Raw genomic sequence first — 16105 nt, 5'->3', positions numbered from 1 at the left:
TCCGAAGAATTGCGGGTGGCCGCCTCCATGTTCAGGGCCTCAGCATCAAACCCCACCAAGGAATGATCTTGGCGGGGTTAAAAGTAAAGCTTAGACGTTGTTTCAGTTGGTGATTCGGCGGTAGCCGATAAGGGCTGCGGCTATGCCGACGAAGGTGAGGAAGTGTTCGGCCTTGCGCTCGTAGCAGAGGTGCGGACGTCGGCATCCGGCCAGCCAGGACACGGTCCTTTCGACCACCCAGCAGTGGCAGCCCAGCCGTGTGGAGGACTCGACGCGCTTGCCGGCAATGCGCTGGGCGATACCACGTCGGAGGCTGACAGAGTCGACCGCGCGGCATGGCCGCGACCGGCCGACACTCCGTCAGCGCTTCCTGACCGTCCGCTCGGTCCGGTGTCGGATACGCGATGCGCCATCGGATCTTCCGCCGCAGGGCGGTGCGGCCGGCGGCGCCGTGCTCGTTGCCTCGGTTCGCCGCCCAGGTTCCGCCGGTGCCTCCCCGGCCCGGGCAAGTGCGACACGAGCGGGCGTCCGTATCAGATGCCTGACACGAGCCGGGTGATGTTCAACCTGCAAGTGGAGGGGACGTCCCGTCCCGCATCCAGTACATGATGACGCATCATCAAGTCAACAGCTGACACTTCCCATCAGTTCTCAAGTACCCCAAAGCAAACCCATGAAGTATTAATATTTCTTTTACCTGTGCTATACCTGGCAAACCTCGTAGATCGTCATGGACCGGACCGTCCGGGGGCCCGGGGCCGATCTGCCGTGACCAACTGACAGTTGGGGTTGACCAGTGGAATGGCACAGAGACGGGGAATCATCCCGTCGGGAGACCGGTCGAATAGCCGGCCAGGACGCGCCGGTGGCGGCGAGACGCTCGTGGATGCTCACGAGTTCGCCGTGGTTCAAGGCAAGTTGCAAGCTGGCACTTGGCCTGTCGGCCCTGTTGGTAGCCCAGACGGCCACGATGGCCGACGCCGGTGCCGTCGTCGTCGGCAAACCGGCCGCACAGCCGAACTTCGTCATCGAGCCGGCAGCGGTGAAGAGTTCGGGGTCGGCCGAGGCAGAGGATGCGGCGTCGGCCGCGTTGACGGCGCGGTTGCAGAAGCGGCCCATCGAGATCCTGTCGGAGCGCACGGAGACCACCACGGTGTGGGCGCAGCCGGACGGTACGAGGCGTGCGGAGTTCGCCGCCGGCCCGGTCCGCTTCCGAGACGAGAACGGCGCTTGGCAGGACGTCGACCCGACACTGACCGTGGGCGAGGACGGCACGGTGCGGGCCAAGTCCCACCCCCTGGATCTCGAACTGGCGGGCAAGACGCCGGGGAAGCCGGACGCGGCGGCCTCGCGGCGGCTGAGCTCCGCGGATCCCGTTGCCGCACCGGTGCCGCTGGTCAAGCTCCAGGCCGAGGAGGCGGACCGGGAGCTGACGGTGAGCTGGCGCGGGGGCCTGCCCCAGCCGAAACTGTCGGGCACGAAGGCCACCTATGAGAACGCGCTGCCGGGCACGGACTTGATCGTGGAGTCGACGCGTACCGGGTTCGAGCAGTATCTGGTCCTCAAGGACAAGAAGGCCGTCGATGAGGTCGGCACGCTGCGCCTGACGCTGGACGCGGACGGCATGAAGGCTGTCAAGCAGGATGACGGCTCGATCGCGTTCACGGACGCCACCTCCGGTAAACAGCTGGGGTCTTTGCCGGCGCCGGTGATGTGGGACGCACGCGTGGATGAGCGTTCGGGCGAGCACATCCACCGTGCGGACGTGGCGATGGACGTGGTCGAGTCGGGCCGCAACATCGACATCACCCTGACACCGGACGCGAAGTTCCTGGCCGATGAGGGCACCAAGTTCCCGGTGATGGTCGATCCGGCGGTGAACCTGGGCACCACGTTCACGACGTTCGTGCAGGAGGGCTACAACACCGACCAGTCCGGCTCGACCGAGCTGAAGCTGGGCAACAACGGCGGCGGGCAGAAGGCCCGTTCGTTCCTGAAATTCAACACGCGGCCGATCAAGGGCAAGAAGATCGAGTCCGCGACGCTGCAGCTGTGGAACACACACTCCTGGTCGTGCACGGCGCGCGCCTGGGACGTGTACGACACCGATACGGCCACCACGGCGACCCGCTGGACCTCACAGCCGGGCTGGCACACCAAGTGGGCCAGCTCCACGCAGACCAAGGGCTTCTCGTCCTCCTGCGCCGCGGGCTGGGTGACCGCGGACATCAAGAACCTCATGCAGCGGTGGGCGGACGACGCCAGCGCAGAGAACACGCTGGGTATCCGCTCCGCGAACGAGTCGGATCCCTGCACCTGGAAGCGGTTCAACTCACGTAACGCGGCCAGCAATGTGCCCGTCATCGCCGTCACCTACAACACACCGCCTGCAACTCCCTCGGCGGTGGCGGTGGCCCCCTCGACCGTCAATCCGTACAACAACCGGCGCTATGTCACCTCGCTGACACCGTCGCTGTCGGCGAAGGTCACCGACGCGGACGGCGGCAACGTGAAGGCGCAGTTCGAGGTCACCCCGGACCCGGCGTGGAACGATGCGGGCAACTACAACTTCACCGCCACCTCAGCGAACGTGTCCTCGGGCGGGACGGCGAAGGTGACTGTTCCGGCGGACGAGAAGTTCCCGGCGGGCTCCGGGTTGCGGATGCGGGTGCGCGGCTATGACGGCAAGCACTACGGCGCCTGGTCCGGCTACATTACATTCCGGCTGAACACGGTGAAGCCGACCGCGCCGAAGGTCACGTGCGAGAGCTTCTCCGACGACACCTGGTCGGACAACCCGGGCAAGGACACCTCCTGCACCCTGTCGACCACATCCTCCGATGGGCGCGGTTACCTGTGGGGACTGGACGATCCGTCCACGCCCAAGCAGGTCAACGACCAAGCGGGCACTGGTGGTAAGCCGCTCAACATCACGATCAAGCCTTCTGACGGCTGGCACACCCTGTATGCGCGCACTGTGGATTCCGCGGGCCTGGTCTCGGAGAAGACCACAGCGATGGCGTTCGGGGTCGGCAAGGACGGCGCCGCCCTGCTGCAGCCCAGCGAGGGCGTTCGCCCGGCGCGGCGTACGCACCTGAATGCCCGGGGTAAGAGCGAGTACAAGGAGGTGACCTTCGAGTACCGGCGCAGCGACGAGGACACCTGGCAGACGGTTCCGGCCGGCGATGTCACCTTCACCTCGGGCGATGAGCCGATCGGTTCGTGGCCCCAGCCCGTCACTGGCGGCTCGGTGAAGCCGATGGCGTGGAACATCGCCAAGACCCTGTCCAATGACGGGCCGTTGCAGGTGCGCGCTACCTTCTCCGGTGCCGACAAGCTGCCCGACGGGCACACTCAGGTCTCCCGCATCACTTTCGACCGTGATGCCGGTACCGCGCCCACCAGTGAGGTCGGCCCCGGCGAGGTCAATCTACTGACGGGCAACCTGGCGCTGTCGGAGACGGACGCGTCCGCGTTCGACCTGTCGGTCTCGCGCAACGCCAACTCCCGCAAGCCCGGCCAGGACACGGCGGCGCAGGGGCAGGCGCCGATCTTCGGCCCGTCGTGGACGACCGGGATCGAGTCCGAGCTGTCGGATTCCAACTACACAGGGCTGCGCAAGACGTCGAACACGTCGGTGACCGTCACCTTCGAGGACGGTGACGAGATCGGCTTCAGCGCGACCAAGAACGGTGCCTGGAACAGCGAGGTCGGTGCCGAGGAGTTCACACTCACCGGCAGCCTGACCGGCTCGTTCACGCTGACCGACAAGGACGGCACGGTCACCGTCTTCCGCAAGACAGACTCGTCGCTGGCGACGTGGCAGGTGTCCTCATCCCGGGGGCCCGAGGAGAACTCCACCACCCGCACCGTGTCGGAGAAGGTCACCGTCGACAACAAGGACCTTGCCCGCCCCAAGTACGTGATCGCACCCACCAGCGCGGCCAGTTCCGAGACCTGCGAGGCCACCCCCGCCACCAAGGGCTGCCGGATGCTGGAGTTCGTGTATGCGACCTCCACCACCGCTGACGGCAGCAAGCTGGGCGACTACGCGGGCCGCCTGCGCCAGATCCGCCTGTGGGCCACCAGCCCCGGCGCCGCAGCATCGACAGCGACCGCAGTATCGTCCTACGCGTACGACACCAGGGGCCAGTTGCGCGAGCAGTGGGACCCCCGTATCGCCCCTGCCCTGAAGACCACGTACGCCTACGACGACGCCGGACGCGTCACCAGCTATACCCCGGCCGGTGAACTGCCCTGGACCCTCACCTACGGCAAGGCCGGCAACGCCCAGACCGCAGGCGAAGGCATGCTGCTGTCCGCTGCCCGTCCCGCCCTCAAGCAGGGCAGTGCGAGTGAGGCGGATGGCACCGCCGCCACGCGTGTCGTCTATGACGTGCCCACCCGCGGCGACAGGGCCCCCACGACCTGAGCCCCGGCAAGGTCGCAGTCTGGGGGCAGAACGAAGCACCCACGGATGCCACCGCTGTCTTCCCCGCCGACGCTGCCCCGTCCTCAAGTGACGGATCCAAGCTGTCCGCGGGCGACTACCGACGCGCCACGGTGAGCTACACGGACGCCTCGGGTCGGAAGGTCAACACGGCCCAGCCCGGCGGCCACATCGATGCCGCCGCTTACGATACCTACGGCAACACGGTGCGTGAGCTGACGGCCGCCAACCGCCAGTTGGCCCTGGGCGGCTCGGGTGCGGCCAAGGAGCGGCTGACCGACTTGTCGCTGATCGACCTGGGAACGGCCGAGCGTGCCGACAAGCTGTCCACGGTTACCGTCTACAGCGACGACGGCCAGCGTGAGGTGGAGAAGCTGGAGCCTCTCCACCTGGGCCTCCTGCAGGGCGCGCTGGGCGGCAGCGGCGATCAGGCACTGATCACGGCCGGAACACCGGTCCCGCTGCGCAAGCACACAGTCAGCACCCATGACGAGGGCCGCCCCTCGGACGCGAAGACCGAGAACCTCGTCACCACTACCAAGACCGGTGCGGCGATCGACGGCTACGCCACCGACGCGGACGTGCGGGTGACCAAGACCACGTACGACTGGGACCTGGGCCTGCCCACGTCCGAGACCAAGGACGCCGGCGGGCTGAAGCTGACCACCCGCACCGAGTACGACGGCCAGGGACGCGTCACCAAGACGACACTGCCCAAGTCGAACGGTACGGATGCCGGCGCCACCGTCACCCGCTACTGGAGCGCGACGGGCAGCGGCACGTGCGCTGGTCGCCCCGAGTGGGCCGACACGGTCTGTTCCACCGGACCCGCCGGTACGATCACCGGGGCGGCTCCAACCCCACCCAACTGCCCACCAAGACCAACGAGTACGACCGGTGGGGCAACACCGCCAAGGTGACCGAAGCGGCCAACGGCCAGATCCGCACCACCGCCACCACCTACGACGGTGCCGGGCGGGAGGTCAAGACAGCGATCAGCGGCGGCCAGGGCACCGAGGTCCCGGACACCACGACCACCTACGACCCGGACACCGGCAAGAAGCGCACCATTACTTCCAGCGCCGGGACGATCACCTACACCTACGACAAGCTCGGCCGCCAGATCGGCTACACCGACGCCGACGGCAGGCAGTCCACCACCACTTACGACAAGCTGGACCGGCCCGTCAAGGAGACCGACGCCGCCCCGTCCACCACCACCTACACCTACGACACCGACAAGGAACCACGCGGCCTGGCCACGACGGCCACCGACTCCGTCGCCGGCACCTTCACCGCCACCTACGACGCCGACGGCGAGGTCATCACCGAGAATCTGCCCGGCGGCCTCACCCTGACCCGTGAGCGGGACGAGACCGGCACCGAAAGCGCCCGCACCTACACGCGCGACAGTGACGGCGAAACCCTTGTCGCCGACACCGCGCTCGACACGGTCCACGGCCAGAGGGCCCTGCACACCGCCAATACTGGCATCGGCAGCAGCCAGAACTACAGCTACGACGGGGTTGGCCGTCTGACCAAGACGACCGACAGCCAGGGTGAGCAGACCACCACCCGCACGTACACCTTTGACAACAACACCAACCGCACCAAGCTCACCGCCCAGGGCGGTGAGGACGGTACGAAGGAGACGTCCTACACTTACGACTCCGCGGACCGGCTCATCGGCGACACCATCGCCTACGACGCCTTCGGCCGCACCACCCGCCAGGGCGATGCGACCACCAGCTACTACGCCAACGACCTCGTCCACCAGCAGGCCAGCGGCGACAAGCGCACCACGTGGACCCTCGATTCGGTCGGACGTCTCGCCGCATCCACCAGCGAGACCAAGTCCGGCGACAGCTGGGGTGAGGCGCAGGCACGCCGCAATCACTACACCAGCGACGGCGACAATCCCGCCTACATCACCGAAGACACGGACAGGGTCACCCGCAACGTTTCCGGCATCGGCAGCGACCTGTCCGCCACCACCGGCAAGACCGGCGACACCGTCCTCCAACTCGCCAACCTGCACGGAGACATCACCGTCACCTACCCGCTCGACGCGGCCAAGACGTCGACCGTGTACGCCAACGACGAGTACGGCAACCCGATCGGCGCTCCCCGCGCCCCCCGCTACGGGTGGCTCGGCGCTAAGCAGCGCTCTGCGGAAACCCCACCGGCCAGATCCTCATGGGCGTACGCCTGTACAACCCCACCACCGGCCGCTTCCAGAGCACAGATCCTGTTCCCGGGGGTAGCTCCAACGCGTACGAGTACGCCGCCGCTGATCCGGTTAACAAGATTGACCTCAATGGGCGTTGGATCGCGCTCGTTGTACGCGGTGTCGCAGCGTGCATCCGCTACTGCAGCAGAATATATCGAGGAGCTAAATCCGCTTACCGGGCCATCAAGAAGGGCCGCAAGGTCCAGAAGGTCTGGCGCCGGGGAAACGCATACGGGATCAGATACAACGGAAGGAAGTACGGCTGGAGGGCCGCTTATGACGCCAAGGTGCATCGTTTTCCGAGAGCTGGCAACAGGAAGCATCTGCAATTCAATGTGTACAAGCGCGGCCGTAACGGCTGGGGGAAAGTGCGGCGGATCCCGCTGTGGCGATGAATTGAGGGATTGGGTATGAGTCGGGCGGAGGCGAAGAGGATTGCGCTTTCCATCGAGCGCGAGATTAAGGAATCGCCGTGGGAGAAAATCCGTGAAATCGCTGACCAGGTGACCGAGCGGTCCGTCACTGGGGTCGATGGGAAAGAATATCCGGTACGCATTGACGCGGAACCTGAAGAATTTGAAGAGGAGCGGGGGTATAGGTTCTTCGTCTCAGTGGATTCCGAAGGATTCCTAGGGGGTATCTCCCCGGTGAGTAGACACTTCTTCCTCGCGTACCCGGTCGAAGGTCCGTAGCGGTCTCGGCCGGTTCATGGGCCAGGTGGTGGGGCTCGGCAACAAGCGCACCCCACCACCTGGACACCTGGAGCACTCCCTGCGGTTGGCTCGGCGAAGCCCACCGATCAGGTCCTTACGGGTGTGCGCCTCTACAAAATGGCAGCCTGTCACGTTGGGGCGCGGATGCGACGCTGCGTGTGTCGAGCTGGTTGGCCAGCGGACCAGCCCGGCGAGGCCGAAGACGCCGGCTGCCGAGGCGGAGAACGAGAAGCTGTGCCGCCAGGTGGAATAGCTGGAGAAGGAACTGGCCCGGAACAAGGCCGCGTTGGAAGGTCTCGGAGCTGCTGATCGACTTCGGGGTCACCCGGTCGCCCTCGCGGCCGAAGGCAACGACAACCCCTACAGCCAGGCCCACTTCAAGACCACGAAGTACATGTCCGACCACCCGGAACGGTTCGACTCGCTGGCCCACGCCCGCGAGTGGTTCGACGTGTTCATCGCGTACTACAACCACGAGCATCGGCGCTCGGGTAGCGGCTGGCACACGCCGGCCAGCGTGCATTTCGGCGCCGCCGAGGAGGTCCGCGACCAGACGGAGAGGCATTCACGACCAAGCAGCTCCGCCGGCGCGCGTACCGGCTCATGGGGATGCTGGGGCTTCGTCGTGTTCGGGTCTACGACGCTCGTGCGTCGTGCTGTACCTACTTGGCGAATAACGGTGTGCCGGGCCATATCCTTGCGCGGTGGGTCGGACACCCGACCGTGAAGCCTGCCAAAAGGTGGTACATCAAGCCGGACGTGGAAGATCTTCGCGAAGCCACCGCAACGTGGGATGGCTTGCACGGGGTGCCGACCCAAGCACGTGAGAAATTGTGAGATGTGAGAGCGTGCAGGGCGTGAGTGAGACACCGATGCACACCCTGCAGTACCGCGTTGACGGGCCGGAGGACGCCCCCGCCCTGGTCTTGGGTGCCGCACTTGGTACCACCTGGCACATGTGGGACCGGCAGATCCCCGAGCTGACCCGCCAGTGGCGCGTCGTCCGCTTCGATCTGCCCGGTCACGGCGGTTCTCCTGCCCACGGGGCGAGTTCCGTCGCCGAGCTCGCCGACCGGCTGGTCGCCACCCTCGACGCGCTGGGCGTGGAGCGGTTCGGCTACGCCGGCTGCGACATCGGCGGGGCCGTCGGCACCCAGCTGGCCCTCACCCGCCCGCACCGCGTCACCTCCCTCGCGCTGGTGTCCTCCTCCCCGCGCTACGGCACCGCCGACGCCTGGCGCCAGCGCGGGGTGGTGGTCCGCACCAACGGACTGGACCCGATCGCCCGCACCGCGCCCGAGCACTGGTTCACCTCCGACTTCGCCGGCGCCCAGAGCGCCATCGTGGAGTGGGCCGTGCAGATGGTGCGCACCACCGACCCCGGCTGCTACATCGCGGCCTGCGAGGCACTGGCCGCCTTCGACGTGCGGTCCTCCCTGGGCCGGGTGGGTGTGCCCACCCTCGTCGTCGCCGGCTCCGAGGACCAGGTCACCCCCACCACCGACGCCCGCACCCTGGTCGCCGGGATACCGGACGCCAGTCTGGCGCTGGTCCCGGGCGCGTCGCACCTGGCCCCCGTCGAACAGCCCAACGCCGTAAGCGAGTTGCTCATCCGGCACTTCAGCACCGCCTGGCACGACAAGCCCGGCCCCGGCACCCCGGCCGCCATCGGGGCCGCCGCCCCCAAGCCGCAGATCGCGCCGCCGCTGCCGACCCACGCCCCGGCCGCGATCGAGTCCGGCCCGTCCGCGCCCGCCCCGATCCGCGGCGGCGCGTACGAGCAGGGCGGCAAGGTCCGCCGGGAGGTGCTCGGCGACGCCCACGTGGACCGGGTGGAGGCCGGCACCGACGACTTCACCACCGACTTCCAGGACTTCATCACCCGCTACGCCTGGGGCGAGATGTGGACCCGGCCCGGCCTGGACCGCCGCACCCGGAGCATCATCACGCTCACCGCGCTGGTCGCCCGCGGCCACCGCGAGGAACTCGCCCTGCACACCCGTGCCGCCCTCCGCAACGGCCTCACCCCCGCGGAGATCAAGGAGATCCTGCTGCACACCGCGGTCTACTGCGGCGTCCCGGCCGCCAACTCCGCCTTCGCGGTGGCCCAGAAGGTCATCCGGGAGGAGACGACACCGGAGGCGTGAGGCTCCGCCCCGTGCGCCCCGCGCGGCAAGATGGCGCCATGGAACTCACCAAGAAGACCCACGCCTGCGTCCGGATCGAGAAGGACGGGCGGACGCTGGTGATCGATCCGGGCGTGTTCAGCGAGGAGGACGCCGCCGTCGGCGCGGACGCGATCCTGGTGACGCACGAGCACCCGGACCACTTCGAGGAGGGCCGGCTGCGCCGGGCCATGGAAGCCGATCCGGCGGCCGAGATCTGGACCCTGGCCAGCGTCGCCGACCAGCTCTCCGCGGCCTTCCCCGGCCGGGTGCACACCGTCGGCGAGGGCGACGCCTTCACCGCCGCCGGCTTCGAGGTGGAGGTGTACGGCCAACTGCACGCCGTGATCCACCCCGACATCCCGCGCATCACCAACATCGGCTTCCTCCTGGACGGCGGCACCGTCTTCCACCCCGGCGACGCGCTCACCGTCCCCGAGGACCGCACCGTCGAGACCCTGCTGCTGCCGGTCCACGCCCCCTGGAACAAGATCGCCGAGATCATCGACTACGTCCGCGCGGTCGCCCCGCGCCGGTCCGTCGACATCCACGACAGCCTGCTCCAGGATCACGCCCGCCCGATCTACGACTCCCTGATCGGCGGCCTGGGCGGGGCCGAGCACGGCCGCCTCACCCCGGGCGCCCGCACCGAGGTGGGCTGACTGTCGGTACCGCGCTGTAGGTTTGTCGATATGCGCATCGCGACCTGGAACGTCAACTCGATCACCGCCCGCCTCCCGAGGCTGCTGGCCTGGCTGGAGAAGTCCGGCACGGACGTGCTGTGCGTCCAGGAGACCAAGTGCTCCGAGGAGCAGTTCCCCTACGAACCGCTCCGCGAGCTGGGCTACGAGGCCGCGGTCAACGCCGACGGCCGGTGGAACGGCGTCGCGCTGCTCTCCCGGGTCGGCCTGGCGGACGTGGTCAAGGGGCTGCCCGGCGGCCCGGACTACGACGGCACCCAGGAGCCCCGCGCCGTCTCGGCCACCTGCGGCCCGGCCCGCGTCTGGTCGGTCTACGTGCCCAACGGCCGCGAGGTCGGCCACGCCCACTACGCCTACAAGCTCGGCTGGTTCGAGGCACTGAAGGCCGCCGTCGCACAGGACGCGGCCGGCGACCGCCCCTTCGCCGTCCTCGGCGACTACAACGTCGCCCCCACCGACGAGGACGTCTGGGACCCGGCCGTCTTCGAGGGCGCCACCCACGTCACCCCGGCCGAGCGCGCCGCCCTGGCCGCCCTGCGCGAGACCGGCCTGTCGGACGTGGTGCCCCGCCCGCTGAAGTACGACCGCCCGTACACGTACTGGGACTACCGCCAGCTCGCCTTCCCCAAGAACCGCGGTATGCGCATCGACCTGGTCTACGGCAACGCGCCGTTCGCCAAGTCCGTCTCGGACGCCTATGTCGACCGCGAGGAGCGCAAGGGCAAGGGCGCCTCGGACCATGCGCCCGTGGTGGTCGACCTGGACGTGTGAGCCGGTCGGATGCCGGCCGCCTCCCCGGTTGGCCGGGGAGGCGCGCGGGCGCGGGCCGCCGTCTTGTGCCGCGCGCCTGTGGCCGCGGTGCGGGGCCGGGTGGGACCCTCGCACCATGAATCTGTCTTTCCTGGACAAGTGGCGTAGGCGCACGGTCCCGGGCGGTTCGGTGCCGCTCGCCGAGACGGTGCGCGCCGATCCCGAGAGCGTCGTCGAGCTGCTCTCCGAATGCGAGCTGCTGCGCGACCAGGCGGCCACCGCCGGAGTCGAACTCGACGACTCCGTACGGTCGTTGGAGGAACTCGACCAGCTCCAGCCGGTATGGCGGGACGACCCGGAGGAGCTGCCCTGGCTCGGCAACGACGCCGGGCTCTACCTCGGCACGGTCCTGGTGCGCACGGTCCGCGGCGCGGTCTGGCACGTCTGGCCGGACGGGCAGCCGGTGGTGCGCCTGGCGTCCGGACGGGAGATCGACGTGGTGGCGGCCGGCCATGCCTGGGCCGACGACGGCGCCCCCGAACTCTCCCAGGTCTACGCCGAGGTCGCGGAGGGCTGACGCCCCGGTCCGAACGGCCCGCCCCCGCGCGTGTCACCGGCGAAGTGCCCCGTTCGTCTGGGTAAGTTGCGATCTCTGGGCCGTACGGACGAGAAGGGGCGGTCGCTCCATGGCCGGTGACGCGCTGATCGAACTGCGCGGGGTCAACAAGCACTACGGGAAACTCCACGTCCTCCAGAACATCGACCTCACCGTCGGCCGCGGCGAGGTGGTCGTCATCATCGGCCCCTCCGGATCCGGGAAGTCGACGCTGTGCCGGACCATCAACCGCCTGGAGACCGTCGAGTCCGGCGCCGTCCTGCTCGACGGCGTCCCGCTGCCCGAGGAAGGCCGCGCGCTGGCCCGGCTGCGCGCCGAGGTCGGCATGGTCTTCCAGTCGTTCAACCTCTTCGCGCACCGGACCGTGCTGGACAACGTCACGCTGGCCCCGATGAAGGTCCGCAGGCAGCGCAAGGAGGACGCCGAGCACCGGGCCCGCCAACTCCTGGACCGGGTCGGCCTCGCCGCCCACGCCGGGAAGTACCCGGCACAGCTCTCCGGCGGCCAGCAGCAGCGCGTCGCCATCGCCCGGGCGCTCGCCATGGAGCCCAAGGCCCTGCTCTTCGACGAGCCCACCTCCGCCCTCGACCCCGAAATGATCAACGAGGTGCTGGAGGTGATGCGGCAACTCGCCCGGGAGGGCATGACGATGGTCGTGGTCACCCACGAGATGGGCTTCGCCCGCTACGCCGCCCACCGCGTGGTGTTCATGGCCGACGGCCGGATCATCGAGGACCGCGCCCCCGAGGAGTTCTTCACCGCGCCGCGCAGCGACCGCGCCAAGGACTTCCTCGCCAAGATCCTCAAGCACTGAACGGGGCGCCGCGATGCCGCACCTTCCCACCCCGCCGTCCCACCGGCCCCGCCCGGCCCTGCTCACCGCCGTGCTGCTCGCCCTCCTCGCGCTGGCCGCGGCCGGCTGCGGCCGCCCCGGCAGCCCGCCCGCCAAGGGCCCCGACGCCGCCGAACTGCCCCACTATCCGGTGGCCCGGGACTTCTCGCTGCCCGACTCGCCGACCTGGACGACCGCCAAGCGCCGCGGCCGGCTCGTCATCGGCGTCAAGGAGGACCAGCCCTACCTCGGCGAACGGGACCCGGCCACCGGCACCTACAGCGGCTTCGACATCGAGATCGCCAAGATGATGGCCGCCGCACTCGGCTTCCCCGCACACGCCGTGACCTTCCGCACCATCGCCTCCGCCAACCGCGAAACCGCCCTCCAGAACGGCCAGATCGACCTCTACGTCGGCTCATACACCATCAACGCCAAACGCAAGGAGCAGGTCGGCTTCGCCGGCCCCTACTACCTGGCGGGCCAGTCCCTCCTGGTGCGCCGCGACGAGACCGACATCCACGGCCCCCAGGACCTGGCCGGCAGGCGCGTCTGCACGGCCGCCGGCTCCACCCCGTACCAGCGCCTCAGGGCCGACTACCCCGAGGCCGTCGTGGTCTCCTACGACAGCTACTCGGTGTGCGTGGACAACCTGCTGACGTACCAGGTCGACGCGGTCAGCACCGACGACGCGATCCTTCTGGGCTACGCCGCCAAGGCACCCGACCAACTGAAGGTCGTCGGCCGGCCGTTCTCCAAGGAGCCGTACGGGATCGGCGTGCGGCGCGAGGACACCGCACTGCGGCTCGCCCTCGACGACGCGCTGGCGGAGGCCGTGCGGAACGGCACCTGGCGGAAGGCGTACGAGGCCACGCTGGGCGTGTCCGGAGTGCCGGCGCCCGCCCCGCCGCCGATCGACCGCTATCCGGCGGGCTGAGCACCGCGGCCGGCGCCGGGACCGCCCCACCCCGGACCCCCGGGAACGATCCGGAACGACCACGAACGAGGACCGCCCGATGAACGTTCTCCTCGACAACCTCTCCCTCTACGGGGAGGGTCTGCTGGGCACCGTCGAACTGACCGTCTACGCCTCCCTGCTGGCCCTCGTCCTCGGCTTCCTCATGGCGGCCTGCCGCGTCGCACCGGTCCGCTCGCTGCGGGTCTTCGGCACGGCCTGGGTGACGGTGCTGCGCAACACCCCGCTGACGCTGCTGTTCTTCGCGGTGCTGCTGGGGCTGCCGCGTTTCGGCGTGGTGCTGCCCTTCACCCTCTTCGCCGTCCTGGCGCTGGGGTGCTACACCTCCGCGTTCATCTGCGAGGCGGTGCGCGCCGGCATCAACACCGTGCCGTCCGGGCAGGGCGAGGCGGCCCGCAGCCTGGGCATGACCTTCGGGCAGACGCTCGGCACGGTGGTGCTGCCGCAGGCGTTCCGCTCGGTCATCCCGCCCCTCGGCTCGACCCTGATCGCGCTCGCCAAGAACTCCGCGATCGCCGGCTCGTTCAGCGTCGTCGAACTCCTCGGCGTCTACAAGCCGCTGAGTGAGCGGGGCTACAGCGTCCTGTGGTCCTTCGTCTGGATCGCGGTCGGCTATCTGCTCGTCACCCTGTCCATCAGCGCGCTCTTCAACGCGCTGGAGAAGCGCTACGGAGTCGCACGATGAGTACCGGCACCGTCCTCTACGACCTGCCGGGCCCGCGGACGCGGCGCCGGCACCGCTACTACGGGCTCGCCGCGACGCTGGTGCTGCTCGCCCTGGTCGGGGGGATCCTGTATCTCCTGTTCCGCACCGACCAGTTCACCGCGGCGAAGTGGAACCCCTTCACCTATGTGGGCATCCAGAAGCTGCTGCTCACCGGACTGGCCAACACCCTGCGGGCGTTCGGGCTGGCGGCGGTGCTGGCGCTGGCACTGGGCGGGGTGCTGGCGGCCGGACGGCTCTCCGTGCACCGGGCGCTGCGGTGGTCCTGTGCCGTGCTGGTGGAGTTCTTCCGCGCCATGCCGGTGCTGGTGATGATCTTCTTCATCTATGTCGCCCTGCGCGCGGAGCCGTTCGTCGCCCTGGTCAGCGGGCTGACGCTGTACAACGGCTCGGTGCTGGCGGAGGTCTTCCGCTCCGGGGTGAACTCCGTCGAACACGGCCAGGGCGAGGCCGCGTACGCCCTGGGGATGCGCAAGACGCAGGTGATGGTGCACGTGCTGGCGCCGCAGGCGGTCCGGGCGATGCTGCCGGCGATCATCTCCCAGTTGGTGGTCGCGCTGAAGGACACCTCGCTCGGCTACCTCATCACCTACGAGGAGTTCCTGCACGCCGGCAAGCTCATCGCCGCCAACCTCGACTACGACCTGCCGTTCATCCCCGTCGTCATGATCATCTCGCCGGTCTACATCGGGCTGTGCATGCTGCTGTCCTGGCTGGCCACCTGGGTGGCCCGGCGGCAACGGCGCAACCCCAAGGTCGAGACGGACGAGGTGGCCGCCCCGGAGCCGGGGCTGCTCCAGCAGGAGGACCACCGGGCGCACGGCTGAACGGGCCCTGCCCCGCGGCCCGTTCACGATCGCCGTCAGCGCACCCGGCGCGCCATCCACGGGCTGAGCGCCATCCGCCCGACCAGTTCCTTGTAGGTCTCGTCGCCGGGCAGCGGCACCACCAGCCACTGTCCCGGCGGGAAGAGGCGGCTCTTGACGTACGCCAGATCGCCGTAGACCGCGCGCAGGAACGCCGGTACCGCATCGCGCGGCACATCGGCGAAGTCCACCGCGTCCACGGTGATCCGGGCGTCGTCCTCGGGGTAGAGCTGGACCGTGACGGCGGGGGTGCCGCCGAGTTCGACGAACGCCTCGTGCGGCAGCGAGCCGTCCGGGTCCAGCACGGTGAACGCCCCGGCGGAGGTCCGGCGGGTGGTCTGGTCCGCGCCGATGTCGTCGGTGACCGTCGTCTCCCGCCCGTACTCCCGGGCGAGCTCCCGGATCGCGGTGACCGCGGACTCGGTGGTCGGCAGGTGCGGACGGCGGGGACCGGGCGGGGGTGTGTCACGGTGTCGCATGGCAACGATCATGCCGTAGCGGGTGATTCCGGGCGTCGCCCGGGGTGCGGTGGCGTCAGACCCGCCAGACGCCGTCCCGCATCAGCTCCCGTCCGGCCAGTTCGTTCGCCTCCCGCCACACCAGCATCCGCTGCGGGGTGAACCGGAGGAAGACCCACGGCTCACGGCCGCGCGGATTCCAGCCGAGCTTGGTCGCGAGGGCGTCCGCGGCCTCCTGCGGCAGTGCGTCGTTGGCCAGCACCTCGGCGGTGCAGTGCAGGAGCACCACGTCCCGGGTGTGGCCGATCGCCACCCAACTCTCGCCGCGGGCCGCGAGGTTGCGGACGGTGATGTTGACGCCCTTGGTGGACATCACCAGCTGCTCCTGGTGCCAGACGAACGACAGCGGCACCAGGGTCGGGGCCCCGTCGGCGGTGGCGGTCGAGATCCAGGCGTCCTCGTCCGACTCCAGCCGCTGGAGGGCGTCCCGTTTGCGTTGCCCGGCGTCACGGGGCGGGGGGAGGGGTGTCATGGCGGGGAGCCTAACGACCGCTCCCCGCCCGCCGCTTCGGGCGCGGGCCGTACGCCCGCGGACGTAGGACCGGCCCGTCGCGGCGATGGCGC

At 69.1% G+C, this 16105-nt stretch carries 15 protein-coding genes and 2 pseudogenes; 14 read left to right on the top strand and 3 right to left on the bottom strand.

All coding sequences use genetic code 11. The features are described from left to right. Positions 1-102: 102 nt before the first annotated feature. A pseudogene (locus ACIQE0_RS32210) lies at positions 103-306 on the bottom strand (IS5/IS1182 family transposase); the annotation flags it as partial. 664 nt (positions 307-970) lie between these two features. Here ACIQE0_RS32210 and ACIQE0_RS32205 point away from each other — a divergent pair. From ACIQE0_RS32205 to ACIQE0_RS32140, 14 genes and pseudogenes are all read left to right on the top strand, one after another. Next, on the top strand, positions 971-4432 hold the full coding sequence (locus tag ACIQE0_RS32205; RefSeq protein WP_402338761.1) for a DNRLRE domain-containing protein: 3462 nt from the start codon (positions 971-973) through the stop codon (positions 4430-4432). A gap of 131 nt (positions 4433-4563) precedes the next feature. Then, entirely contained in the window at positions 4564-5370 is an 807-nt protein-coding gene (locus ACIQE0_RS32200; RefSeq protein ID WP_402338760.1) for a hypothetical protein, read from the top strand. Next, positions 5367-5609: pseudogene (locus tag ACIQE0_RS32195) on the top strand (hypothetical protein); the annotation flags it as partial. The gene ACIQE0_RS32200 and the pseudogene ACIQE0_RS32195, both read left to right, overlap by 4 nt. Positions 5610-6646: 1037 nt before the next feature. Beyond that, complete coding sequence (locus tag ACIQE0_RS32190; RefSeq protein WP_402338768.1) at positions 6647-7075, top strand: RHS repeat-associated core domain-containing protein; 429 nt, start codon at positions 6647-6649, stop codon at positions 7073-7075. A gap of 15 nt (positions 7076-7090) precedes the next feature. Continuing rightward, complete coding sequence (locus tag ACIQE0_RS32185) at positions 7091-7372, top strand: hypothetical protein (protein WP_402338759.1); 282 nt, start codon at positions 7091-7093, stop codon at positions 7370-7372. A 307-nt stretch (positions 7373-7679) separates the two neighbouring features. After that, positions 7680-8120, top strand: coding sequence for an integrase core domain-containing protein (locus tag ACIQE0_RS32180; protein WP_402338758.1), 441 nt, complete (start codon positions 7680-7682; stop codon positions 8118-8120). Positions 8121-8250: 130 nt separating this feature from the next. Continuing rightward, positions 8251-9540: a 4-carboxymuconolactone decarboxylase gene (gene pcaC / locus ACIQE0_RS32175; RefSeq protein ID WP_402338757.1), complete on the top strand. Its 1290-nt coding sequence runs from the start codon at positions 8251-8253 to the stop codon at positions 9538-9540. A 38-nt stretch (positions 9541-9578) separates the two neighbouring features. Beyond that, on the top strand, positions 9579-10220 hold the full coding sequence (locus ACIQE0_RS32170) for an MBL fold metallo-hydrolase (protein ID WP_366333016.1): 642 nt from the start codon (positions 9579-9581) through the stop codon (positions 10218-10220). Between the two features lie 30 nt (positions 10221-10250). Continuing rightward, a complete protein-coding gene (locus tag ACIQE0_RS32165) occupies positions 10251-11030 on the top strand; it encodes an exodeoxyribonuclease III (protein WP_402338756.1) in 780 nt (259 codons plus the stop codon). Positions 11031-11145: 115 nt separating this feature from the next. Beyond that, positions 11146-11586: a DUF6278 family protein gene (locus ACIQE0_RS32160; protein WP_366333020.1), complete on the top strand. Its 441-nt coding sequence runs from the start codon at positions 11146-11148 to the stop codon at positions 11584-11586. A gap of 109 nt (positions 11587-11695) precedes the next feature. Next, entirely contained in the window at positions 11696-12439 is a 744-nt protein-coding gene (locus tag ACIQE0_RS32155) for an amino acid ABC transporter ATP-binding protein (RefSeq protein WP_384103329.1), read from the top strand. 13 nt (positions 12440-12452) lie between these two features. Further along, positions 12453-13394: a glutamate ABC transporter substrate-binding protein gene (locus ACIQE0_RS32150; RefSeq protein ID WP_402338755.1), complete on the top strand. Its 942-nt coding sequence runs from the start codon at positions 12453-12455 to the stop codon at positions 13392-13394. Positions 13395-13473: 79 nt separating this feature from the next. Beyond that, the gene (locus tag ACIQE0_RS32145) at positions 13474-14118 is read left to right on the top strand and encodes an amino acid ABC transporter permease (protein WP_366333026.1); all 645 of its coding nucleotides are present in this window, start codon (positions 13474-13476) and stop codon (positions 14116-14118) included. Next, positions 14115-14984, top strand: a complete 870-nt coding sequence (locus ACIQE0_RS32140; protein WP_366333028.1) for an amino acid ABC transporter permease — start codon at positions 14115-14117, stop codon at positions 14982-14984. Before ACIQE0_RS32145 ends, ACIQE0_RS32140 begins: the two co-directional genes overlap by 4 nt. 35 nt (positions 14985-15019) lie before the next feature. Here the strand turns inward: ACIQE0_RS32140 and ACIQE0_RS32135 are convergent, their stop codons facing one another. Both ACIQE0_RS32135 and ACIQE0_RS32130 read right to left on the bottom strand, forming a co-directional pair. Then, positions 15020-15502 carry a hypothetical protein gene (locus tag ACIQE0_RS32135; protein WP_366333029.1) on the bottom strand — a complete coding sequence of 161 codons (483 nt, stop codon included), beginning with the start codon at positions 15500-15502 and terminating at the stop codon, positions 15020-15022. 55 nt (positions 15503-15557) lie between these two features. Then, positions 15558-16013 carry a pyridoxamine 5'-phosphate oxidase family protein gene (locus ACIQE0_RS32130; RefSeq protein ID WP_366333031.1) on the bottom strand — a complete coding sequence of 152 codons (456 nt, stop codon included), beginning with the start codon at positions 16011-16013 and terminating at the stop codon, positions 15558-15560. Between the last annotated feature and the right edge of the window lie 92 nt (positions 16014-16105).

It is taken from the genome of Streptomyces sp. NPDC093097 (assembly GCF_044754325.1).
Lineage (GTDB): Bacteria > Actinomycetota > Actinomycetes > Streptomycetales > Streptomycetaceae > Streptomyces.
The sequence above is the reverse complement of the archived record's forward strand: the minus strand, read 5'-3'. Positions and strand labels throughout refer to the sequence as shown.

Excerpts from the sequence above, each read along its gene's own strand:
- ACIQE0_RS32160 (WP_366333020.1), top strand. The coding sequence starts at position 11,146 with ATGAATCTGTCTTTCCTGGACAAGTGGCGTAGGCGCACGGTCCCGGGC.
- ACIQE0_RS32140 (WP_366333028.1), top strand. The coding sequence starts at position 14,115 with ATGAGTACCGGCACCGTCCTCTACGACCTGCCGGGCCCGCGGACGCGG.
- ACIQE0_RS32185 (WP_402338759.1), top strand. The coding sequence starts at position 7,091 with ATGAGTCGGGCGGAGGCGAAGAGGATTGCGCTTTCCATCGAGCGCGAG.
- ACIQE0_RS32145 (WP_366333026.1), top strand. The coding sequence starts at position 13,474 with ATGAACGTTCTCCTCGACAACCTCTCCCTCTACGGGGAGGGTCTGCTG.
- ACIQE0_RS32170 (WP_366333016.1), top strand. The coding sequence starts at position 9,579 with ATGGAACTCACCAAGAAGACCCACGCCTGCGTCCGGATCGAGAAGGAC.
- ACIQE0_RS32190 (WP_402338768.1), top strand. The coding sequence starts at position 6,647 with ATGGGCGTACGCCTGTACAACCCCACCACCGGCCGCTTCCAGAGCACA.
- ACIQE0_RS32130 (WP_366333031.1), bottom strand. The coding sequence starts at position 16,013 with ATGACACCCCTCCCCCCGCCCCGTGACGCCGGGCAACGCAAACGGGAC.
- ACIQE0_RS32155 (WP_384103329.1), top strand. The coding sequence starts at position 11,696 with ATGGCCGGTGACGCGCTGATCGAACTGCGCGGGGTCAACAAGCACTAC.
- ACIQE0_RS32165 (WP_402338756.1), top strand. The coding sequence starts at position 10,251 with ATGCGCATCGCGACCTGGAACGTCAACTCGATCACCGCCCGCCTCCCG.
- ACIQE0_RS32205 (WP_402338761.1), top strand. The coding sequence starts at position 971 with ATGGCCGACGCCGGTGCCGTCGTCGTCGGCAAACCGGCCGCACAGCCG.
- ACIQE0_RS32150 (WP_402338755.1), top strand. The coding sequence starts at position 12,453 with ATGCCGCACCTTCCCACCCCGCCGTCCCACCGGCCCCGCCCGGCCCTG.
- ACIQE0_RS32135 (WP_366333029.1), bottom strand. The coding sequence starts at position 15,502 with ATGCGACACCGTGACACACCCCCGCCCGGTCCCCGCCGTCCGCACCTG.